Origin of the sequence: Streptomyces sp. NBC_00310, assembly GCF_036208085.1 — a bacterium.
GTDB lineage: Bacteria > Actinomycetota > Actinomycetes > Streptomycetales > Streptomycetaceae > Streptomyces.
The window spans coordinates 1,462,952-1,482,925 of the sequence record NZ_CP130714.1 but is presented as its reverse complement, the minus strand read 5'-3'; the positions used below and the strand labels follow the sequence as shown (position 1 = coordinate 1,482,925).

Sequence of the window (19,974 nt, the reverse complement as noted above, 5' to 3'; positions counted from 1 at the left end):
CGTGACGAGCGATGTGGATGCGGGCCGTGCGCACGAGGAGGGCGTGATGTGGGGCGCGGCTCGTGCCGCGCTCGCGGCGGCGGTCTGTGGTGCGCTGGTGATGTCCCTGGCGGCGTGCGGCGGTTCGGGCGACACGACGGGCGGGGCCAAGGCCGACGCCACGAAGTCCGGGGACACGACCGACCGGGCCGAGGCGCGGACCGTGGACCCGACCCGTATCCCGGATGTCGGCGACCGTCTCCAGAAGCAGATCCCCGCCGAATCCCGCCAGGTCGTGGCCGTCTACGGAGAGGGCGAGAACGACGCGGACGCCACGGTCGTCCTTTACACGAAGAGCGGTTCCACCTGGAAGAAGACCCGCAGTTGGGACGGGCACAACGGCAAGAAGGGGTGGACCACCGATCATCGGGAGGGCGATCGGCGCAGTCCCGTCGGTGTGTTCTCGCTCAGCGACGCGGGGGGTGTCCTCGCCGACCCCGGTGCCAAGCTCCCGTACAGCCGGTCGGCGTCGTTCCAGGCGCCGCATTACTGGGCCAAGTCGCACTGGCACGACTTCGACTACGTCATCGCCATCGACTACAACCGGGTCAAGGGCACCTCGCCGATCGATCCGACGCGGCCCGAGGGTCAGTCGAAGGGCGGCAGTATTTGGCTGCACATGGACCACGGCAGCGGCACCTCGGCCTGCGTCAGCCTGTCCAAGTCGGGCATGGAGTACCTGCTGCGCACCCTCGACCCGGCCCAGCACCCGGTGATCGTCATGGGGGACAAGGCGGAGCTGAAGGCCTGAGGCGCCAGGTGCTCGCGCGCACTCTTGTGGCCGGAGATCTTATTGCGGCGAGGTGTCGACTCCCCGTAGAACTCCGGCCATGAGAAGCCGGATCATCATGTCCATGCTCGCCGGAGCGACCCTCCTGGCGAGCACCCTCCTCGCAGCCACCCCCGCCCAATCCGCAGTCGGCTCCGCCACCCCCGCCCGGACGGCTCAATCCGGCGAATCCGCCGACGTCCCCGCCGAGTTCGGCACCGACTGGCACGACCCGATCACCGCCGCCCCGCCCGTCACCCGACCCGACCACACGAAGTCGTGCGAAGTGACCGTCGCCAAGGCGCAGTTCAAGGACTTCACGCCCTACCGGGGGACCTACGCGCCGCCGGGGGACTGCGGCACACGCTGGAGCAAGGTCGTCCTGCGACTCGACGGAAAGGTGAAGGGCCGCCAGTTCGACCGCCTCGGCCATCTGCACATCGGCGGCGTCGAGGTGTTCCGGACGTCCACGCCGCAGCCCTCGCCCGACGGCATCGAGTGGTCCGTGGAGAAGGACGTCACGCGCTACAGCGACACCCTGCGCACCACGCAGTCCGTGGAGATGCTCATCGGCAACGTCGTCGACGACACGTACACCGGAATCCTCGACGTCGAGGTCACACTGACCTTCTACGTGGGCAGGCCCGACGCGGAGACGGCGAAGGCCACCCCCGACCGCGTCCTCACCCTCCAGGAGGACGACACCCTCACCACCCCGCGCAACAGCGAGCGCGTCATCGCCGAGGTGTACGCGACCGGGTCCGGCGGCGGCTGCGAGGAGTACTGGTATCTGACGGTTCCCGAGGAGGCGCCGTACTCCTGCAAGGCGGACGAGGGGCCGTACCGCGAGGTGCGGATCGAGGTGGACGGGCAACTGGCCGGAATCGCCGCGCCGTTCCCGACCGTGTGGACCGGCGGCTGGTCCAACCCCTTCCTCTGGTACGTCGTCCCCGGCCCCCGCGCGTTCGACATCCAGCCCCTCCGCTACGACCTCACCCCCTTCGCGGGTCTCCTCAACGACGGCCGCCCGCACCGGATCGAGGTCTCCGTCGTCGGCGTGCCTGAAGGGCAGACCGGCTGGAGCACCCCGGTCAACGTCCTCGTCTGGCAGGACGCGAAGAGGGAACACGTCACCGGCGCCCTGACGAAGGTCCAGGCGGGCGACCTCGCCAACTCGTCCACGTACACGCCTGGCGCGGAGCACCGCCTCGACACCGACGGCAGCCACCGGCTGACCGTCGCCGGGTACGTCGACACCTCGCACGGCCGGGTGACGACCACCGTCCGCCGGAGCCTCGCCAACATCTCCACGCACACCTGGTCGGACGGCGAGAACCCCGACGCGCTCGACGCGACATGGAGCGACGACGAGACGGTCACCGTCGACGGGCGCGGACCGGCCCGGACGACGCGCGTCCAGCGGTCGTACACGATGGACGGAACGACCACGCTCGGCGCGGGCGACCGGCTGCGGACCGTGCTCACGCTCGGCGACCGGGCCACGGTCACCGAGACGCGGGGCGGACGCCGTACAGCGTGGTCCCGGCTTGACGACACCTACACGGGTGACGCCACGTACACGGCGAACGTGCCGCGCGACCAGCGGCATGCGGTCGGGACGACGAGTGAGCGCTACCGAGCGTACGGATCGGGCGGCTGCTACGACCGTTCGCTGGTCTCCGTACAGGGAGTGCTGGCGGAGGACCGAATGGGCTGTTGACGCCGTATGCGTGCGATGTGACGTCTGTTCGATGATTTACATCGGTGAAACGCGGGGGTCTTCCCCGTGAGCGACAACTCCTCGATAGTGATCGGCGCGGAAGCACTTTTCCGCATGACAGAAAGTCCCTTCGGAGGAGTGCCCCGTGCCGCAGTCCGTACCGTCCCTGCCGCGACGCGTCGCACGCATGCTGCGTACCTCATTGTTCGCACAAGTCGGTGTCGCGCTTGTGCTCGGAATCGTCGTCGGAAGGTTGTGGCCGGACACGGCCACGACCTTCCAACCGCTCGGCGACGGTTTCATCCGTCTCATCAAGACGGTCATCTCGCCGCTCGTGTTCTGCGTGGTCGTCGTCGGCATCGCCAAGGCTGGCAATCTCAAGGCCTTCGGACGGATCGGCCTCAAGGCGCTGATCTGGTTCGAGATCGCCTCCACGGCCGCGCTGCTCATCGGTCTGATCGCCGCCAACGTCTTCGGCCCCGGCTCGGGCATGAACGTCGACCCGTCGAAGCTCGACACCTCGGCGGTCGACGCGAAGACCGCCGGCGGCGAACTGCCGACGACCGGCGAGTTCATCCTGAACGCGCTGCCGCAGAGCGCGATCGGCGCGTTCGCCGAGAACTCCCTGCTCCAGGTGCTCGTGCTCGCCTGCCTCGTCGGCGCCGCGCTGCTGCACCTCGGCCACACCAAGGTGCCCAAGATCCTGCCCGCCATCGAGCAGGCCCAGGAAGTCATCTTCGCGATCGTCGGCTTCGTCATGAAGCTGGCCCCGCTCGCCGTGTTCGGCGCGATGGTCCACCTGGTGGGCGAGTACGGCCTCGGCGTGATGAAGACCTACGCCAAGCTGATCATCCTCTGCTACGCCGTCGCCCTCGTCTTCCTCGTGCTGCTGGGCGTCGCGCTGAAGCTGGTGACCGGGCTGAGCCTGTGGAAGTTCGTCCGCTACACCCGTGCGGAGATGCTGCTCGCGCTGGGCACCGCCTCCAGCGAGAGCGTCATGCCCCGCATGATGCAGAAGCTGCGGCAGGCCGGCGCCCGTGACGACGCCGTGGGTCTGGTGCTGCCCACCGGGTACTCCTTCAACCTCGACGGCGCGTCCATCTACCTCTCCATCGGCACGCTGTTCATCGCGCAGGCCGTGGGCGTGGACCTCAGCCTCAGCCAGCAGATCACCGTCATCCTGGTCCTCATGCTGACCAGCAAGGGCATGGCCGGCATCCCCGGTTCGGCCTTCCTCGCCCTGTCGGCGACCGCCTCCTCGCTCGGCGCCATCCCCGCCGGCGCCGTCGCCCTCCTCCTCGGCGTCGACCGCATCATGGACTCGATGCGCGTCGTCACCAACCTCCTCGGCAACTGCGTCGCCGTCTTCGCGGTGTCGAAGTGGGAGGGCGCGCTGGACACCGACCGGGCGAAGAAGATGCTTGACGGGGAGATCCAGTTCGTGGAGGAAGAGGACGAGGCCGCCGAAGAGGAGGTCGGGCCCCAGACCGCCGAGACCCCCGCGAAGGCAGAGGCTCCCGCGCTCTCCAAGGCTGAGGCGAAGGAGCCCGCGCACGAGGTGAGTTGACCGCTCCTTCTCCGGACTCCCGGATGCGAAGGGCCCGGCGCAGAACTCAGACGCTGTTGGTTAATTCGGGCCTGGTTGCTTCGCCCCGTCGTTATGCGGCGGGGCGAAGTGCTGCCACCGGGCTGGTGCGAGTGCGAGCGTGGGGTTTGCCGGTGAGCCAGGCGTCGATGCGGATGAGGTTGACCGCGGCGCCGGTGAGTTGGTGCTGGAGGCTTGTCTTTGGCAGGCCGCGGTAGCGGGATCGGCGCAGGCCGCAGGCTTGCACTGCTTGAGAGATGGTCCCCTCGACCCCGGCGCGGATCTTATAGCGGTCCTTCCACTCGTCGGTTCCCTGGAGTTTTCGCGCCTGTTGGAGTGCCTCGTACTCGTCGCGGGGCTTGAGGTTGATCTCGCGGCGCTGGGCCTTGGGGGAGTTGACGCACTGCCGTAGCTGGGGACAGGTGCGGCAGTCGGCCGGGGAGAACCGGACCCGGATGGTCGGCAGTCCGTCTTCCGAGCGGCGCTGGTGCCACTGCGTGCTGGTGATGCCGTTCGGGCAGGTCACGTGCTGGTTGTCCCAGTCGATGGTGAACGCGTCCTGCCCGAAGGCGGCCTCGCCACGGGCGTGCGGAACGGTCACGGACTTCAGCGGCCCGTGCAGTGCGACCCGGTGATCACGGCGGGCGGCGACCAGCGCGCCGCCGTTGGCATAGCCGGTGTCGACCCAGTGTTCGTCGGGCAGCAGGTCGCGTCTCGCGAGGCCGGCATGGACCACGGCGGCCATCCGGTCGTCGGGGACGGTGGCGGCGGTGGTGGTCACGTTCGTGATCAGATGCACGGTCTCCGGCTCGCACGTCTCAGTCAGATGGACCTTGAAGCCGTCCCAGAAGGTGTCGCGCTTGACGCTGCCCCTGGCCTCGGGGTCATAGGGGGTGACCAGGCGTTTCGCACCCGGCGCCCGGTCTTTTGGGTCCCGCCGCTCCACCTCGCCCTCCGCCAGGTGGAAGTGCTGGACCCACAGCTGCCGCAGGAACTCCGCCTCCGGCAGTGCCCGAAGCTCCAAGGGCGCACCGTCCGTCCAGATCATTTCCAGCAGGCGCATGCCGTCCGCGCCGATCCGGCGCCCCACTTCGACCCGCTTGGCCTGGGCCTTGGGGAAACGGGAGTCCTCAATGCGGGTCGCGTAGTGCGTGAACCAGTCCGGCAGTGCGTGCACGCCGAGCCAGTCCGGTTCGGCGCGGGCCACCGCGTTCAGTGCCGCCCGCAGACTCTCGCCGACCAGCTCCAGCCAGTTCAGATCCCGTGCCGCCGACAGCACATGCGTGGAGTCCGTCCGCGCCTTGCCACCTCGGCTGAGCAGCCCCTTCTTCTGGGCGGCGGCCAGGATGCCGTCCAGCATCGACCGCCCGCCGTCCGCGCCTACCAGGCGGTCTCTGAACTCCGACAGCACCGAGAAGTCGAAGCCCGGATCGGTCAGCTCCAGCCCCAGTGCGAACTTCCAGTCGATCCGGGCCCGCACCGCCTCCGCGGCCTGCCGGTCGGTCAGGCCCTCGACGAACTGCAAGACCACCACCAGCGCCAGCCGCCCCGGCGACCAGGCCGACCTTCCTCGCACCGGGAACAGATCCGCGAACTGCTCGTCGGTGAACAACGGCCCCAGCTCGTCCCGGACCCGGATCGCCAGACTCCCCTTCGGGAACGCGGCCCGTGCGACCCGCCCCGTCTCCGCCGGAATCTCCCCCGGCCCCTTCGGCTGCATCGACATCCGCACCCACCCCATACGACAACGTCGGCCTTCAAGACCACAACCGGGTCTTGAAGGCCGACGTCACGCAGGGGCCCGAATTAACCAACAGCGTCAGAACTCAGCGCCGGGCCTTTTCGCGCGCCTTCGGTCCGGACTGCCTTCGTGCGCCTTCGGTCCGGGCTGCCTTCGTGCGCCCTCGGTCCGGGACTGCCTTCGCGCTCCCTCCGGCCGGGCCCCTTCGTACGCCCTCCCACACGCCCCCCGGCTTCAGCAGCGCCGCTCCGCACCCGGCGCGCCGTCCACCAACGTGTCGAGCAGCCCCCCGAGCACCCCCCGCTGATCGTCCGACAGTGGCGCCAGGATCTCCTCCGCCGCCGACCGTCGCGCATGGTGAAGCTCCCGCAGGACCTTGCGGCCCTCGTCCGTGACCTCTATCCGGATCACCCGGCGGTTGGTGGGATCGGGCGCCCGGCGCACCCGGCCGCTTTCCTCCAGCGCGTCGACCAGGGTCGTCACGGCCCGGGGTACGACCTCGAGCCGCTCCGCCAGATCGGCCATGCGCGGCGGCGCGTCGTAGTGCGCGAGGGTGCGCAGCAGTCGGGACTGCGCCGGGGTGATCTCCAACCCGCTCTGCTGGAGGTGGTGCTTCTGGATGCGGTGCACACGGCGTGTGAGGCGCAGCAACTGCTCGGCGAGCAGACCGTCGGCGTCGGGGGTGGTCATACGGGAACAATATCAGGACCATGTTCATTGTGAGTATAGGTAACAATGAGCTAAGCTCCGTCAGTCCGATTCACCTCACCTCCCGTAGGAGCCCATGCATCCCGACCACGACCCCACCTGGGCACCGTCCGGTGAGGCGCAGGAACAGCCCCGACAGGTGCGCCGCATCCTGAAGCTCTTCCGTCCGTATCGCGGCCGGCTCGCGATCGTCGGCCTGCTCGTCGGCGCCGCGTCGCTGGCATCGGTCGCCACGCCCTTCCTCCTCAAGGAGATCCTCGACACCGCGATCCCCGAGGGCCGCACCGGCCTGCTGAGCCTTCTTGCCCTCGGCATGATCCTGAGCGCGGTCCTCACCAGCATCTTCGGTGTCCTGCAGACGCTCATCTCCACGACCGTCGGCCAGCGGGTCATGCACGATCTGCGTACCGCCGTCTACGGCCGGCTGCAGCGCATGTCGCTCGCCTTCTTCACCCGGACCCGCACCGGCGAGGTCCAGTCGCGCATCGCCAACGACATCGGCGGCATGCAGGCGACCGTCACCTCCACGGCCACCTCCCTGGTCTCCAACACGACCAGCGTGGTCGCCACGGTCGTCGCCATGGTCGCCCTGGACTGGCGCCTCACCGTGGTCACGCTGCTCCTGCTGCCGCTGTTCGTGTGGATAAGTCGCCGGGTAGGCAGCGAACGCAAGAAGATCACCACCCAGCGCCAGAACCAGATGGCCGCCATGGCCGCGACGGTCACCGAGTCGCTCTCCGTCAGCGGCATCCTGCTCGGCCGCACGATGGGCCGCGCCGACTCTCTCACCAGGTCCTTCGCCGAGGAGTCCGAGGGGCTCGTCGACCTGGAGGTCAGGGCCAACATGGCCGGGCGCTGGCGCATGGCCGTCATCACCGTCGTCATGGCCGCCATGCCCGCCGTCATCTACTGGACCGCCGGCATCGCGTTCCAGTTCGGCGGTCCGTCCGTCTCGGTCGGCACGCTCGTGGCCTTCGTCTCGCTCCAGCAGAACCTGTTCCGGCCGACCGTGAGCCTGCTCTCCACCGGCGTGCAGATCCAGGCCTCGCTCGCCCTCTTCCAGCGCATCTTCGAATACCTCGACCTGCCGATCGACATCACCGAGCCCGAGCGCCCGGTCCACCTCGACCAGATCAAGGGCGAAGTCCGCTTCGAGAACGTCGAGTTCCGCTACGACGGTGAGGGCGGCAGGCGCGGGGACGGCGTCCCGGGGCGCCCGATCCTCGACGGCATCGACCTCACCGTGCCGGCCGGCGGCAGCCTCGCCGTCGTCGGGCCCACCGGCGCCGGCAAGTCCACGCTCGGCTGCCTGGTGCCGAGGCTGTACGACGTCACGGGCGGCCGGGTCACCCTCGACGGGGTCGACGTCCGCGACCTCGACTTCGACACGCTGGCCCGGGGCATCGGCGTCGTCTCCCAGGAGACGTATCTCTTCCACGCCTCGGTCGCCGACAACCTGCGCTTCGCCAAGCCGGACGCCACCGACGAGGAGCTGCACGCGGCGGCGCGGGCGGCGCAGATCCACGACCACATCGCGGCCCTGCCCGACGGCTACGACACGATCGTCGGCGAACGCGGCCACCGCTTCTCCGGTGGTGAGAAGCAGCGCCTCGCCATCGCCCGCACCATTCTGCGCGACCCGCCGGTCCTCATCCTGGACGAGGCGACCAGTGCCCTCGACACCCGTACCGAGCACGCGGTGCAGCAGGCCATCGACGCGCTCTCTGCCAACCGCACCACCGTCACCATCGCCCACCGGCTCTCCACCGTCCGGGAGGCCGACCAGATCGTCGTTCTCGACTCCGGGCGCGCCGTGGAGCGCGGTACGCACGAGGAACTGCTGGAGAGCGGCGGGCGGTACGCGGCGCTCGTACGGCGGGACGCGCGGCTCAAGCCGGGCCGCGAACTGACCAGGGCGCCGAAACCGGTACCGACAAGATGAAGATATGCCGGGTTTGAGGTGATATGCGGGTTACCGTGCCCGCATGCAGATGAACACTCCGCCACGGAGCACGATTCGACTGACGCGCCGGGGCCGGGCCGCCCTCATCGCGACCGGAGCCGTCGTGGCGGCCACCGCCGTGGCGGTGCCGCTGCTGAGCGTGGAGGGCGGGGGTGGCGAGGCCGAGCGCCCGACGTCTCTGGTGATCCCGGAGGGCTGGCGCTCCGGCCAGGTCTACGAAGCCGTCGACAAGGCCCTCGCCCTGCCCGCCGGATCCACCAAGAAGTCCCTGGTCAAGGCCAAGCTGATGCTCCCGGCCGACGCCGAGGGGAATCCGGAGGGCTATCTCTTCCCGGCGACGTACCCCTTGAAGGAGAAGTCGACCCCCGAGTCCCTGCTGACGTCCATGGTCGAGAGCGCGAACAAGAAGTTCAACGGCGGTCAGGTCACGGCCGGGGCCCAGCGCAACGCGATGAACGTCTACCAGGCGGTCACCATCGCGAGCATCATCCAGGCCGAGGCGGCCACCGAGGAGGACATGGGCCGGGTGTCCCGGGTCGTCTTCAACCGCCTGGAGCGCGGGATGCCGCTGCAGATGGACTCCACCATCAACTACGCGCTGAACCGCTTCACGCTGGACAGCACCGCCGACGACACGAAGATCGACAGCCCGTACAACTCGTACCGGCGCATGGGTCTGCCGCCCACACCGATCGCCAACCCGGGCGAGGCGGCGATGCGCGCCGCCGTCAATCCGACGCAGGGGGACTGGCTGTACTTCGTCACGGTCAAGCCGGGCGACACCCGCTTCACGGCGGACTACCAGGAACACCTGCGCAATGTCGCCGAGTTCAACGAGAACCGGAGGAAACGGTCGCCGAGCGCCGGGGCGAGCACCGGGGCTCCCTCGCGGACGGCCGGCTGAGGGCCGTGCCGAGCCGGTTCGAAACCTCCGTCGAGTCGGCTCGGGACCTCTGCCGAGTCGGCTCGGAACGTCAGGCGGCGGCGGGCTCGTTCGCCAGCAGCCGCCTGATGTCCCGCACCGCCGCGCGGCCGGCGCGGTTGGCGCCGATGGTGCTCGCCGAGGGGCCGTAGCCGACCAGGTGGATCCGTGGGTCGGCGATCGCGCGGGTGCCCTCGACGCGGATGCCGCCGCCGGGCTCGCGCAGCCGCAGCGGGGCCAGGTGGTCGACGGCGGCGCGGAAGCCGGTCGCCCAGAGGACGACGTCGGCGTCCACGCGACGGCCGTCGTCCCACTCCACGCCGTCGGGTGTGATCCTGTCGAACATCGGCAGCCTGTCCAGGACGCCGTCCGCGAGGCCCTGGCGGATCGCGTCGTTGAGCGGCAGCCCCGTCACCGACACGACACTCTTCGGCGGCAGCCCCTGCCGCACCCTCTCCTCCACCAGGGCGACGGCCGCCCGCCCCGCACCCTCGTCGAACGGCCCCTCGCGGAAGACGGGCGGACGCCTCGTCACCCAGGTCGTCGCGGCGGCGTAGCGCGCGATCTCCAGCAGATGCTGCGTCCCGGATGCGCCCCCGCCCACCACGACCACCCGAAGCCCCGCGAACTCCTCGGGCCCCGGGTACTGGGCGGTGTGCAACTGCCGCCCACGGAACGTCTCCTGGCCGGGGTAGCGCGGCCAGAACGGCCGGTCCCACGTACCCGTCGCGTTGATCAGCGCCCGCGTCGACCACGTACCGTCCGAGGTCTCCACCAGCAGCCGTCCGCCCTCGCCCTCACGCACCGCGCGAACGTCCACCGGGCGCCGTACCCGCAGGTCGAAGGCGTGCTCGTACGAGTCGAAGTACTCCCTGACGACCTCGGCGGACGGCCGTGCCGGATCGGCCCCCGTCAGCTCCATGCCCGGCAGCGCGTGCATCCCGTGCACCTTGCCGTACGTCAGCGACGGCCAGCGGAACTGCCAGGCGCCGCCCGGGCCGGGGGAGTGGTCCAGCACCACGAAGTCGCGCTCCGGCTCGAAACCGGTGCGGCGCAGGTGATAGGCGGCGGCCAGACCTGCCTGGCCGGCGCCTATGACGACTACCTCGACCTCACGCGTGTTGTTCACGCTTCTACCAACGGGGAGGGTGCCTCGGATCTTCCCGTCTTCCCGGCGACCTCCGAAGGTCAGCGCCCGCCGGCCACGATAAGCGGCGCCCCGGCCGCAGTCGAGCCGGCGCCCGCCAGCAGTCCGCGCGCCGCCAGCTCCGGAATCACGCCTTCCCCGAACCAGTACGCCTCCTCCAGATGCGGGTAGCCGGAGAGCACGAAGTGCTCCACGCCCAGCGCGTGGTACTCCTCGATCAGGTTCGCGACCTCGGCATGGCGATCTCCTGCTCGGAGGCGATGAGCGGCTCGTCCACGGCGACCGGGACCCGGGTGGTGTAGGTGCGCTTCACCGCTGCCAGCGCCACGTCCTCGGGCAGCCCGGTGTCCTTCGCCCAGACCTTCGCCCACTCCTCCTCGTGCGAGTACCCCCACGTGTAGGCGCGCCGCAACCGCTCCAAGTAGTCCTTGATCGCGGCGGACTTCTTCCCGTCCGCGAGCGCGGTGGGCGCCGCCACCTGGAAGGTGAGGCCGTTGGTGATCCCGTCCCCCGTCGTCAGGACGCGCCCCTGCTGGGCCTTGAGCACCTGCGAGGTGTACGGGTCCCGCACCGCCCAGGCGTCGACCTTGCCGGAGGTGAACGCGGCGAGCGCGTCGGCCGGCTGGAGGTACTTGACCTTGACGTCGCTGAACTTCAGCCCGGCCTTCTCGAGGGACGCGACGGCGAGGGAGCGTTCGGGCCTGCCCGGCAGGCCGAGCAGGACGGTCCTTACCGGCCCGGAACAGCCCTGAGACCAGGGCGAGTCCGGTGCCGACGACGGTCCCGAACAACAACCCGAGCGCGACCCGCTGCAACGACGTTCCCATCGCGGAGGGCAGCGAGCCGTCAGCGATCACGTCTCCGCCCACCTGCGCGATCCGCCCCGGAGAGGCCAGCACGTCGGCGGTCAACACACCGGTGACGCTGAGGAGTTGCCAGAGCGTGAGCAACAGGAGCGGGCCGGAGGTGCGCCGTAGCCAGCGGGGGACGCGGGTGCGGCGGGTGGAGCTGGGGACGACGGGGGCGAGGTCGGGTCCGAGGCGGAGAGAAACGGTGGAGCCGGGTGAACCAGGAGAGGCTGGAGAGCCTGGAGAGGCTGGAGTGCTGAGAGAGCCTGGCGAGCTGTTCTCGGCACGGCCCATATCCGGAATATCCGTCTCACCGGAATCGGGTGGGGCATGACTGATGCTCATGAGAGCTCCACGGGAGGAGAGCGCCGGTGGGTGGGGGCGGACGTGCGGCGTCGCCGCGTCGGACACAGGCCGACGGATCGCTCAGTGGACCCGGCTGGTCAGAGGTGCGGGTGGGGCGGCGCGCAGGGCCGAGGGGGAGGTGAAAACAGGCGAAGAGGCGTCAGCAGCCGCGGCGACATGCGGCGGAGGCCACCCGCAGCAGGTCGATGTGACCGCGCGAAGTGAGCAGGGCTGAACGCAACATGCGGCGAAATTAGCCAGCTGGTCCGCACACGGTCAATGGTGTCTCGCGAAGTGGACGCCGTGTAGCACAGGGTGCGCCCGATCCCGGCTGTGGTGCGGGCGGTCGCTCCCGTGTGACGCCCACGCGGTGCGCGAGGATGGAAGCATGTCCGATGCCTTCACCACCCGAGTCCTGAACATCGCCTCCGGCTCCCGCGAGCGGGTCGTCGACCTCACCGGCGACTGCGAGGCGTTCCTCCGCGAGGCGGCCGCCGGCCGGGACGGTCTCCTCAACGTCTTCGTCCCGCACGCCACGGCCGGCATCGCCATCATCGAAACGGGCGCCGGCAGCGACGACGACCTCCTCGCCGCCCTCCGTGACCTCCTCCCCGCCGACGACCGCTGGCAGCACCGCCACGGCACGCCCGGCCACGGCCGCGACCACGTCCTCCCCGCCCTCGTCCCGCCGCACGCCACACTGCCGGTCATCGCCGGGCGGCTGGAACTGGGGACGTGGCAGTCGGTGTGCCTGGTGGATACCAACAAGGACAACGTCAACCGTCACGTTCGCCTGTCGTTCCTCGGGTAGTGGACGGTAGGGGGACTGTAGGCGGGGTGTCCGGCCGCACCACATGTCATTCCCCACCTCAGGTGGGTTCGGCGTCAGTCAAACGTGAGCGTCCACAACCGCAACGCATACGAGTTCAACCACGCTCCCCAGCACCGCCTCCTATCGCGGACGCCGGAGCGGGCGACGCGCGGCGGCCTCGGCGCCCTCCACCCACTGGAGGTACCAACGTGCGAATCCGACCGGCGTCTGTGGCGTCCCGAGGGGGCTGAACTCACCGTCCCCGGGGCGGTCGTCCCTCCACATGCCGCCACGCTCCGGGCCTGTCAGGACGAGCCAGTAGCAGTAACCGCAGCCCTCGTGACTGAGCTTCAACGCACCGCGGGTGACCCAGTCGAAGAGTTCGTCACCCGCTGTCATCCAGGCGCTGTATGCCGCGAAGTACGCCTCTTCGTCGTCGAAGGCGGAAGGCAGTGGCTGCCTGTCGTCGTGCTCGCCCAGAACACGCCATCGTTCGTCCCCCGTCAGAAACGGAAGCCCCAGGTAGTCGTGGCGCATGGCGAGATCCACATTGCTCCACAGCCATCCTGCTGCCGTCCGACGCAGGATGCTGAGCCCGTAGCCCGGCCCCGCACCGCCGGCACCGACTTCGAGAAGGAAGCCCCGGTACTCCGCCGGCAGCGAGACACCCCACTGGGCCTCCGCCTCGGAGACCTCCGCCTCCGACAGCGGATCCATGAACCGGAAGTGATGACCCGCTCCCCCGGACAGGCTCCGGGCCCCGAAGACCTGCCGTGCCTCATCCACCCCGGCCAGAGCCTCTACCCGCTCGCGGACCCCACTCCAGATCGTCGCCCCCCATGAACCGAACTGTAGGCCAAGGGAACGGCACTCTCACCCGTTGAAGTCGGTCCGGCTGCGCTGCCGTTCCTCGGCGGCCTTGTTCTGTTCGCCTTCGTCGGTGCCTTTGTCGACCGCGGCGGAGAAACCAGGCGTGTGTGAGGCGAAGTGGTTGTACGCCTCCGGGCCGAAGACGGCGTAGGCGGCCGCCGCCTCACCGGGAGCGTACGGCTCGGTCCGCTTCGCCGGGTCCAGATGCGCGTGACGCGCCCGCGCCTGACGGACCGCCTGATCGCCGCGATCCGTCAGCACGGGCAGCCGCAGCGCGGCGGGGTTGTCGTCCGAGATGGTGAGTACCCAGGCGACCACGACCATCGCGATCGCCGTCCACGTCGCCACCAGCCCGTACCGCCAGTGCAGGAAGAGGAACACCATCAGCGCGGCGAGCGGCAGGGTCAGTACGGCGACCGTCCAGGACCACACTGGGCGAGGCACCTTGAAGTCGATGAACACCCCTCTGCCCCGTAAGTACCCCTGCGCGTGAAGGTTCTGGGCAAGCGGGTGCGTGACGCTGTGCGGGGCCACGGCAGCGGGGTTCCGGTAGGACGCGAGGGACCATATCTGCCGCTCCGTGTCCGAGGCGTCGGGCGCGGGTGTCCGATGGGAGGCCGAGTGCCGCAGGGTCGGCTTTCCGTCGTACGTCGTGCCCGGCTCCAGGACCCCGCGTGCCACCATATCGATGATCACCGTCCAGAACGCGCGATGGGTTCCGCCGTCCCCCTGCACGAGGACGGCGACGCCGGCGATCCCCAGCCGGAGGTCGTCGTCCGGTACGGCGTCGGGGGGATCCGGTTTCGCGGCCTCGTAGCGGGCCAGCGCCTCCGCGACGGCCTTCGTGCGGACCCTGCCGTCGAGCGCCACGGCTCCCGCCACGAGGGCCGCATAACCCAGGACGTAACCGGCCCACGCAAACCAAGCGATCATCCCGACAGTCTCAAGGGCATGACCGGAGAGCGGCAAGAGACAGGCACCGCGCCTCGTTTGCGACTCGGCGGTGGCGTCCCGGTCGGCACGGAAGGCGTCCAGGGAAACGTCCGGGGCGGTGCGGAACATGGCGGCGAACTCGCCGCGCGGGACGAAGCGTCGGCGTCGGCGCAGGGGGATCAGCTCGCCGATGCGGTGGCCGTCGCGGGTGACGGTGAAGGACTGGCCACTCCGGACGGCGTCCATGATCTCTTTATCTGGTGCGCAGATCACGTGGGGTGTTCTCGGGTTGGGCGCTCATGGCTCCAGGACGGTCACCGGGTGCTACAAGGAGCCACGGTTCTCGTGCCCGCGGGCCTCGTCCGGGCTTCGGGCGCGACGTGTGCCAACGGTCGTACGGCATGGAGGCGACTCCTCGGCGCCAAGAGCAGGCAGTGTGTTTCCGCGTGCCGAAGCGACGGCGGAGGAGGTCAAGGCGACAGGCATCCATGGCACATACGTATGTGGAATACGTACTCCTACCGACGCGCCCCTGACACCTGTGCTGTTTCCTTGCGTTCATGACGACACCGGGCGTGAAAGCGCGGATGCCGAAGAACGGCAGGTCGGCGATGGTGGGGTACGGGTCCAGGCTGTGCTGAGCCTGGCGGCCGGCCCCCTGTTGCCGGCCGTGGAGAACGACGCGGCGGACCACGGTCAGGACGAGGGGTCCGGATTGCTCCGGTTCGTGGCGGTGTTGTCGCTGCTGATCGCGGGGGCGCTCCCGCTGTGCGGCGTTTTCGCGGGCGAGCGGTCGAACGGGGTACGTGCCACAGCCATCGTCCTCGATGCGCTGAGCCTGCTGAACGGTGCGCTGAGCCTGCTCCAGGGGGGCGGCATCTCGGTTGTCCCGGGCATCGCCCCGGGGCGGCAGGCTGCCACGACAACGAGGGGTGGACGGCCGAGGAATGCAAGGAGTGGGTTCAGCTCGTCGTCGACACACCCGGGGAGAACTACGAGGGCGACGGACTGAAGGTTGTCAGTCTGCCGGGGTGCAACGCCCGCCCTGCCGGAAGATCACCGTGCAGGTCGAGGTCTGGAAGCTGGTGTACGGAGTCGCGAACGGCGCCGACGGCGATCGGCGCCCGGCCGGGACGCGACCCGACTACTACTTCGGCATCCGCCGGGTGAAACGCGTCGAACTCCATGCGGACGCGAGCGCCGAGCGGAAGATCGCCCTGCCCGCGTCCCTCTACGCGACGGACCGCAGCCCCTGCGAGGGCTCCCTCCTCTCGGTCACCGCAGGCAAGCCGCTCAAGAGCAAGGAACTGCCCAAGGCGGTCGAGGTCGGGGAGGCGGCGAGGACCTCTGGGGTCGCGCCACGGTGGGCTTCCGGTCGCAGCCGGTCGCCGACTACGAACTGTCCGAGCCCTCGGCACCGCAGGTGTGCGGCCCGGACAACAAGCCCGCCGCCGACCCGGCCGATGTCCCCACACGGCGCTCCCAGCCGACGGACCTCTACCCGACGCCCGACTACAGCTTCGACATCAACGATGTCCTCCGCTCTCCCACGCCCTGAGCCTCTTCCGAGGGGGCCGGGCGTGCACCGACCTCTTCACCACCTCAACAGGCCCTGCCACAAGGACAGTTCGGCAGGGCCACCCGACCTCATCATGGGGGGAATCACATGCGTATACACACCACGGCCACCGTCCTTTCCGGCGCCGTCGTACTCTCGGCGCTCGTTCTTCCGGGTGCCGCCCAGGCAGCGGGGCACTCTGGGGCGGCGACGGATCTCAGAGCCTTCGCCTCGGAGAACGTCCAGCCGCAGGACGCGCTCGGCGGCACCACCTTCAAGGACGGGGTCGTCAACAAGGGCAAGGACATCGTTCTCGGGGTGACGGGCAAGAAGGCCGTTCCCGTCACGTTCACCGCCTTCGACGAGGAAGGCGTGGCCATCACCCAGGCTTTCCTGTGGCAGGGCACCGACAGTTCGAACACGGACACCATCACCGGCGCCCTGGAGTCGGACGCCTACCCCACCTGCACGGAGACGCCGGTCCAGGGCGGTTACAGCTACAGCTGCAAGACGGTCTTCACCATCGACCCCGCGGTCGCCTTCAAGGACGGCAACGGCACCGCGGGGACCTGGAAAGTCTTCCTTGGCGCCTACGACCTCTACGCGAACGCCAGTTACGACGACGACGTCGCCAGGACCAAGATCAAGCGTGCCGCCAAGCTGACCGCCAACGCCTCCCCGGAGCCGGTGAAGAAGGGCAGGACCATCACGGTCACCGGCAAGCTGAGTCGCGCCAACTGGACGACGGGCAAGTACGCGGGATACGCGACCCAGCCGGTGCAGTTGCAGTTCCGCAAGAAGGGCAGCAGCACCTACACCACCCTCAAGACGGTCAAGACCAACGGCACCGGCACCTTGAGCACCACCACCAAGGCAGGCTCCGACGGCTACTACCGCTTCGTCTTCGCCGGCACCACCACGACCGGCTCCGCGACGGCGCCCGGCGACTTCGTCGACGTCAGGTAGGCAGCTTCCCGGCCGAGACCGCGGTGCCGGTTCGCAGAGGCTCACTGATCACCGCCGAGGGCACCTGGACCACGCTCAGCCCTGCTCCGCGCGGGCGTCCCCGAAACGGCTCCCGCTGCGGCGGCGGGCCATCAGCGTGGCCAGGGCGGTACGCGAGGAGACCCCGGTCTTGCGGAAGGTGCGGGAGACATGGGTCTCGACGGTGCGCCGGCTGACGTAGAGCCGGTCGGCGATGGCCTGGCTGGTGAGCCCCTGCGCCACCAGTTCGGCTATCTCCAGCTCCCGGGCGGTCAGGGTGGCCAGCCGTTCGGTGAGTTCGGTGCGGTCCGGGGAACCGTACGGAGCCTCGGAGCCGCCACCGGGCGGACGGGTGGCGTCGGCGAGGCCGACCAGCATTCCGCTGCCGCCCGCCTCGGCGAGCCGGCGCCCCCTGAGCCAGGCGTGAGTGGCGCCCCGGCCGCGGCCCGCCGCCGCTTCCAGTGGGGCGCCGAGCAGCAGGGAGTGGGCCTCCCAGAAGACCGCGCCGCAGCGGGCGCTCTCCGCCGCGGCCTCCGCGAACAGGTCCGCCGCCGCTGCCGTGTCCCCCTGCGCCAGCGGCAGATGGGCGGTGCTGCGCAGCGCGGAGGCCCGCTGCATCGGCAGCCCCAGTTGTTCCGCCTCCTTACGGGCCCGCTCGGCCCAGCCACGGGCCTCCTCGGACATTCCCGTCACCAGGGCGGACGTGACCAGGATCTCCAGGTACAGCGGCCGCATCGAGGGCTGGATCCGCTGCAGTTCGGGGCCGCCCGCCTGGAGCATCGCGTCCCGGGCACGGACCGGATCGCCGGCCATGAGCGCGGCCCAGCCGAAGATGCACCAGGCCGTGGAGGCCCACCAGTCGACCCCGTTACCGGCCGCGGCCACCCCCTCCTCGGCGACGGCGAGGGGGCGCGGATCGCCCGGCGGGCAGACGGCGACGAGCGCCGCGGCCTTGCTCGCCAGTACGAACGCGAGCAACTGGTCGCTGCCGATCCCGCGGGCGATGTCCTCGGCCTGGTCGGCGAGTTCCAGCGCCGAGGGGATCCGGCAGGTCTGGATCCGGACATGGGACAGGCACAGCAGCAGATGGGGCACGACATAGAGCTGACCGCTTCGGCGGGCGATGTCGAGGCCGCGCTCGGCGTGCCGCTCCGCGTCCGGGTAGTGCTCCAGGAACGCCTCCGCCCAGCCGAGCCGGGCCAGTGGTTCGCACAGTGCGGTGAGGTCGTTGTCGGGCAGTGAGTCGACCAGGGCGGCGGCCTGCCGGGCGAGCCGGTGCGCCGCGGTCATGTTGCCCTCGTACGCCTCTCCCAGGGCGGCGACGGCGAGGACGCCCGCCTCCCCGACCTCGGCCCCCGTGGACCTGGCCGCCGCGAGGGCCGCCTCGACCTCGGTGCGCACCTGGGCGTACGAGGTGTCGCTGTCCAGGGGCGCGGCCGAGCCGAGCTCCAGGCCGAGCCGGACGACGTGGCTCGGCGCGGGGCCGTGGGCCAGCTCGCGGCGCAACAGCGCGACGGCCTCGGTGGAGCGTCCCAGATGACGCTCCACCAGCGCGCACAGGACGACCGCGCGCACTCTGAGGTCCTGGTCCTCGCCGTTGGTCGGGCCACCGGGGGACCGCTGCGGGGTGGCGATCAGCTCCTGGAGCAGATCGCGGCTCTCGCGCAGGCCACCGCACGCGGCCAGTGCGCGGGCCCGCCGCAGGGCCAACTCACGCCGCCGGGCGGCGTGTTCCGGAGTGTCCGGAAGGTGGCGGAGTGCCACATCGAGCCAGTGGGCGCAGCTCGCCGGGGCCGTTCGGGCGGTTCGTGCGGCGGCCTCGTCGAGCACGGCCACCGCTGCCGGGTCCCAGGCGGTCAGCGACTGTTCCACATGGTGGGCTCGCTCGGCGGCCGAGGCGCCGACGCGGGCCAGTTCCCGCGCGGCGAGTCGGTGAATCTCGACGCGCCTCAAGAAGGGCGTGCTTTCGTGGACGAGGGTGCGCACGACCGGATGCCGCAGGGTCAACAAGCCTTGCGGGGCGGGGCGCAGCAGGTCGCGGCGGGTGAGAGCGTGGACGTCGTCGGTGAACGCGGTGCCGGAGCGGCCGGTCACCCGGCTCACCATCGCCGGGGTGGCGTGCTCGCCCAGTACCGCCACGGCCTCGACGATGCCGCGCCGGGAGGGGGCGAGCACGGCGAGTTCGTCCAGCAACAGGGTGCCGAGCCCGGGCGGCGCCGAGGACTCGGGCGTCGTACCCTCACGGTGGGCCTGAAGGAGGGTCAGGAAGTAGAACGGGTTGCCCTCGCTCGCGGCGTACAGCGCGGCCGCCTCGGCGGGCGGCAGGCCGGGGCCGGCCAGTTCGGCGCAGTCGCGTGCGCTCAGCGGTCTCAGGCCGAGTCTGACGACCGTGCCGGTGTCGAGTCCTCGGGTGAGCCTGGCGGCGAGGGACTCGGGACTCTGGCGGTCACGGCGTGTCACGGCCAGGACGACGGGAGCGTGCACGGGATGGCGTACGAGATGGTCCAGCAGCTCCAGTGACGCCGGGTCCGCCCAGTGCAGGTCGTCGAGGGCCAGCAGCAGCCCGGACGGGGCGGCGAGCCGGGCGAGCAGGACGGCCGTGGACCGGTGCAGTCCGAAACGGTCGACCGCGCCGCTCCGCTGAAGGAGGGGCGCCACCGCCTCGGTCTCCGGGAAGCCGTCCAGGGCGTGCGGGGCGAGGTGGGCGAGCGCGTCGGTGAACACCTGGAACGGCACCCGCCGCTCGTACTCCGTGGCTCTGCCGCGCAGTACAGTCATTCCGCGTCGGCGCGCCCGTGCGCAGACCTCGCCGAGCAGCCGACTCTTGCCGATACCGGCCTCACCGGTGATGTCGACGAGCCGGGAACGGCCGTCGTCATGGAACTCCTCGCCCCCGGCCGGGCCGCGCGCGTCGCCTGCAACACGGTCGAGCAGCGCGTCGAACCGGGCCAGTTCGACGGAGCGGCCCAGCAACGGAGCCCCGTTCCCGCCGCCCCCAACTACCCAGTCCGCTCCCACAGTTGCCCCCTTC

Annotated in this window: 16 protein-coding genes and 4 pseudogenes; 9 read left to right on the top strand and 11 right to left on the bottom strand. The window is 70.2% G+C overall.

Going from position 1 to position 19,974, the window contains the following annotated elements:
- Positions 1-46 precede the first annotated feature (46 nt).
- The 3 genes from OG202_RS06515 (at position 47) to OG202_RS06505 (ending at position 4,095) form a co-directional block, all read left to right on the top strand.
- On the top strand, positions 47-790 hold the full coding sequence (locus tag OG202_RS06515) for a hypothetical protein (protein WP_326585944.1): 744 nt from the start codon (positions 47-49) through the stop codon (positions 788-790).
- Between the two features lie 79 nt (positions 791-869).
- Entirely contained in the window at positions 870-2,528 is a 1,659-nt protein-coding gene (locus tag OG202_RS06510) for a peptide-N4-asparagine amidase (RefSeq protein WP_326584704.1), read from the top strand.
- 145 nt (positions 2,529-2,673) lie between these two features.
- Positions 2,674-4,095, top strand: coding sequence for a cation:dicarboxylate symporter family transporter (locus OG202_RS06505; protein WP_326584705.1), 1,422 nt, complete (start codon positions 2,674-2,676; stop codon positions 4,093-4,095).
- 91 nt (positions 4,096-4,186) lie between these two features.
- Here OG202_RS06505 and OG202_RS06500 read toward each other — a convergent pair whose 3' ends face one another.
- The gene (locus OG202_RS06500) at positions 4,187-5,839 is read right to left on the bottom strand and encodes an IS1182 family transposase (protein WP_327726295.1); all 1,653 of its coding nucleotides are present in this window, start codon (positions 5,837-5,839) and stop codon (positions 4,187-4,189) included.
- Between the two features lie 249 nt (positions 5,840-6,088).
- Positions 6,089-6,544, bottom strand: coding sequence for a MarR family winged helix-turn-helix transcriptional regulator (locus OG202_RS06495; RefSeq protein ID WP_327731004.1), 456 nt, complete (start codon positions 6,542-6,544; stop codon positions 6,089-6,091).
- Between the two features lie 94 nt (positions 6,545-6,638).
- Between OG202_RS06495 and OG202_RS06490 the strand changes: the two genes are divergently transcribed.
- Positions 6,639-8,504 carry an ABC transporter ATP-binding protein gene (locus tag OG202_RS06490; protein WP_327731005.1) on the top strand — a complete coding sequence of 622 codons (1,866 nt, stop codon included), beginning with the start codon at positions 6,639-6,641 and terminating at the stop codon, positions 8,502-8,504.
- A gap of 43 nt (positions 8,505-8,547) precedes the next feature.
- A complete protein-coding gene (gene mltG / locus OG202_RS06485; protein ID WP_326584708.1) occupies positions 8,548-9,429 on the top strand; it encodes an endolytic transglycosylase MltG in 882 nt (293 codons plus the stop codon).
- A gap of 70 nt (positions 9,430-9,499) precedes the next feature.
- Here mltG and OG202_RS06480 read toward each other — a convergent pair whose 3' ends face one another.
- From OG202_RS06480 to OG202_RS46440, 5 genes and pseudogenes are all read right to left on the bottom strand, one after another.
- Positions 9,500-10,576 (bottom strand): NAD(P)-binding domain-containing protein, encoded by a 1,077-nt coding sequence (locus OG202_RS06480; protein ID WP_328222479.1) that lies wholly within the window; start codon positions 10,574-10,576, stop codon positions 9,500-9,502.
- 59 nt (positions 10,577-10,635) lie between these two features.
- Positions 10,636-10,833, bottom strand: a pseudogene (locus OG202_RS06475) (alkanesulfonate monooxygenase); the annotation flags it as partial.
- Positions 10,833-11,276 (bottom strand): annotated as a pseudogene (locus OG202_RS06470) (ABC transporter substrate-binding protein); the annotation flags it as partial. The pseudogenes OG202_RS06475 and OG202_RS06470, both read right to left, overlap by 1 nt.
- 4 nt (positions 11,277-11,280) lie before the next feature.
- Positions 11,281-11,787, bottom strand: a pseudogene (locus OG202_RS06465) (ABC transporter permease); the annotation flags it as partial.
- Between the two features lie 160 nt (positions 11,788-11,947).
- Positions 11,948-12,031 carry a putative leader peptide gene (locus OG202_RS46440; RefSeq protein ID WP_383991831.1) on the bottom strand — a complete coding sequence of 28 codons (84 nt, stop codon included), beginning with the start codon at positions 12,029-12,031 and terminating at the stop codon, positions 11,948-11,950.
- 144 nt (positions 12,032-12,175) lie between these two features.
- On the opposite strand from OG202_RS46440, the gene OG202_RS06460 reads away from it, so the two are divergent.
- On the top strand, positions 12,176-12,598 hold the full coding sequence (locus OG202_RS06460; protein WP_326584710.1) for a secondary thiamine-phosphate synthase enzyme YjbQ: 423 nt from the start codon (positions 12,176-12,178) through the stop codon (positions 12,596-12,598).
- Between the two features lie 141 nt (positions 12,599-12,739).
- Here OG202_RS06460 and OG202_RS06455 read toward each other — a convergent pair whose 3' ends face one another.
- The 3 genes and pseudogenes from OG202_RS06455 to OG202_RS06445 form a co-directional block, all read right to left on the bottom strand.
- Positions 12,740-13,315 (bottom strand): SMI1/KNR4 family protein, encoded by a 576-nt coding sequence (locus OG202_RS06455; protein WP_327731007.1) that lies wholly within the window; start codon positions 13,313-13,315, stop codon positions 12,740-12,742.
- 156 nt (positions 13,316-13,471) lie between these two features.
- The gene (locus OG202_RS06450) at positions 13,472-14,401 is read right to left on the bottom strand and encodes a TIGR04222 domain-containing membrane protein (RefSeq protein WP_327732334.1); all 930 of its coding nucleotides are present in this window, start codon (positions 14,399-14,401) and stop codon (positions 13,472-13,474) included.
- Positions 14,402-14,461: 60 nt separating this feature from the next.
- Positions 14,462-14,702, bottom strand: a pseudogene (locus tag OG202_RS06445) (type II toxin-antitoxin system Phd/YefM family antitoxin); the annotation flags it as partial.
- A gap of 333 nt (positions 14,703-15,035) precedes the next feature.
- Here OG202_RS06445 and OG202_RS06440 point away from each other — a divergent pair.
- From OG202_RS06440 to OG202_RS06430, 3 genes are all read left to right on the top strand, one after another.
- A complete protein-coding gene (locus tag OG202_RS06440; RefSeq protein ID WP_328222478.1) occupies positions 15,036-15,413 on the top strand; it encodes a hypothetical protein in 378 nt (125 codons plus the stop codon).
- A 351-nt stretch (positions 15,414-15,764) separates the two neighbouring features.
- Positions 15,765-15,959, top strand: a complete 195-nt coding sequence (locus OG202_RS06435) for a hypothetical protein (RefSeq protein WP_327731009.1) — start codon at positions 15,765-15,767, stop codon at positions 15,957-15,959.
- 108 nt (positions 15,960-16,067) lie between these two features.
- Positions 16,068-16,925 (top strand): hypothetical protein, encoded by an 858-nt coding sequence (locus tag OG202_RS06430; RefSeq protein WP_327731010.1) that lies wholly within the window; start codon positions 16,068-16,070, stop codon positions 16,923-16,925.
- 75 nt (positions 16,926-17,000) lie between these two features.
- Here OG202_RS06430 and OG202_RS06425 read toward each other — a convergent pair whose 3' ends face one another.
- Positions 17,001-19,916 (bottom strand): helix-turn-helix transcriptional regulator, encoded by a 2,916-nt coding sequence (locus OG202_RS06425; RefSeq protein WP_328224656.1) that lies wholly within the window; start codon positions 19,914-19,916, stop codon positions 17,001-17,003.
- Positions 19,917-19,974 lie beyond the last annotated feature (58 nt).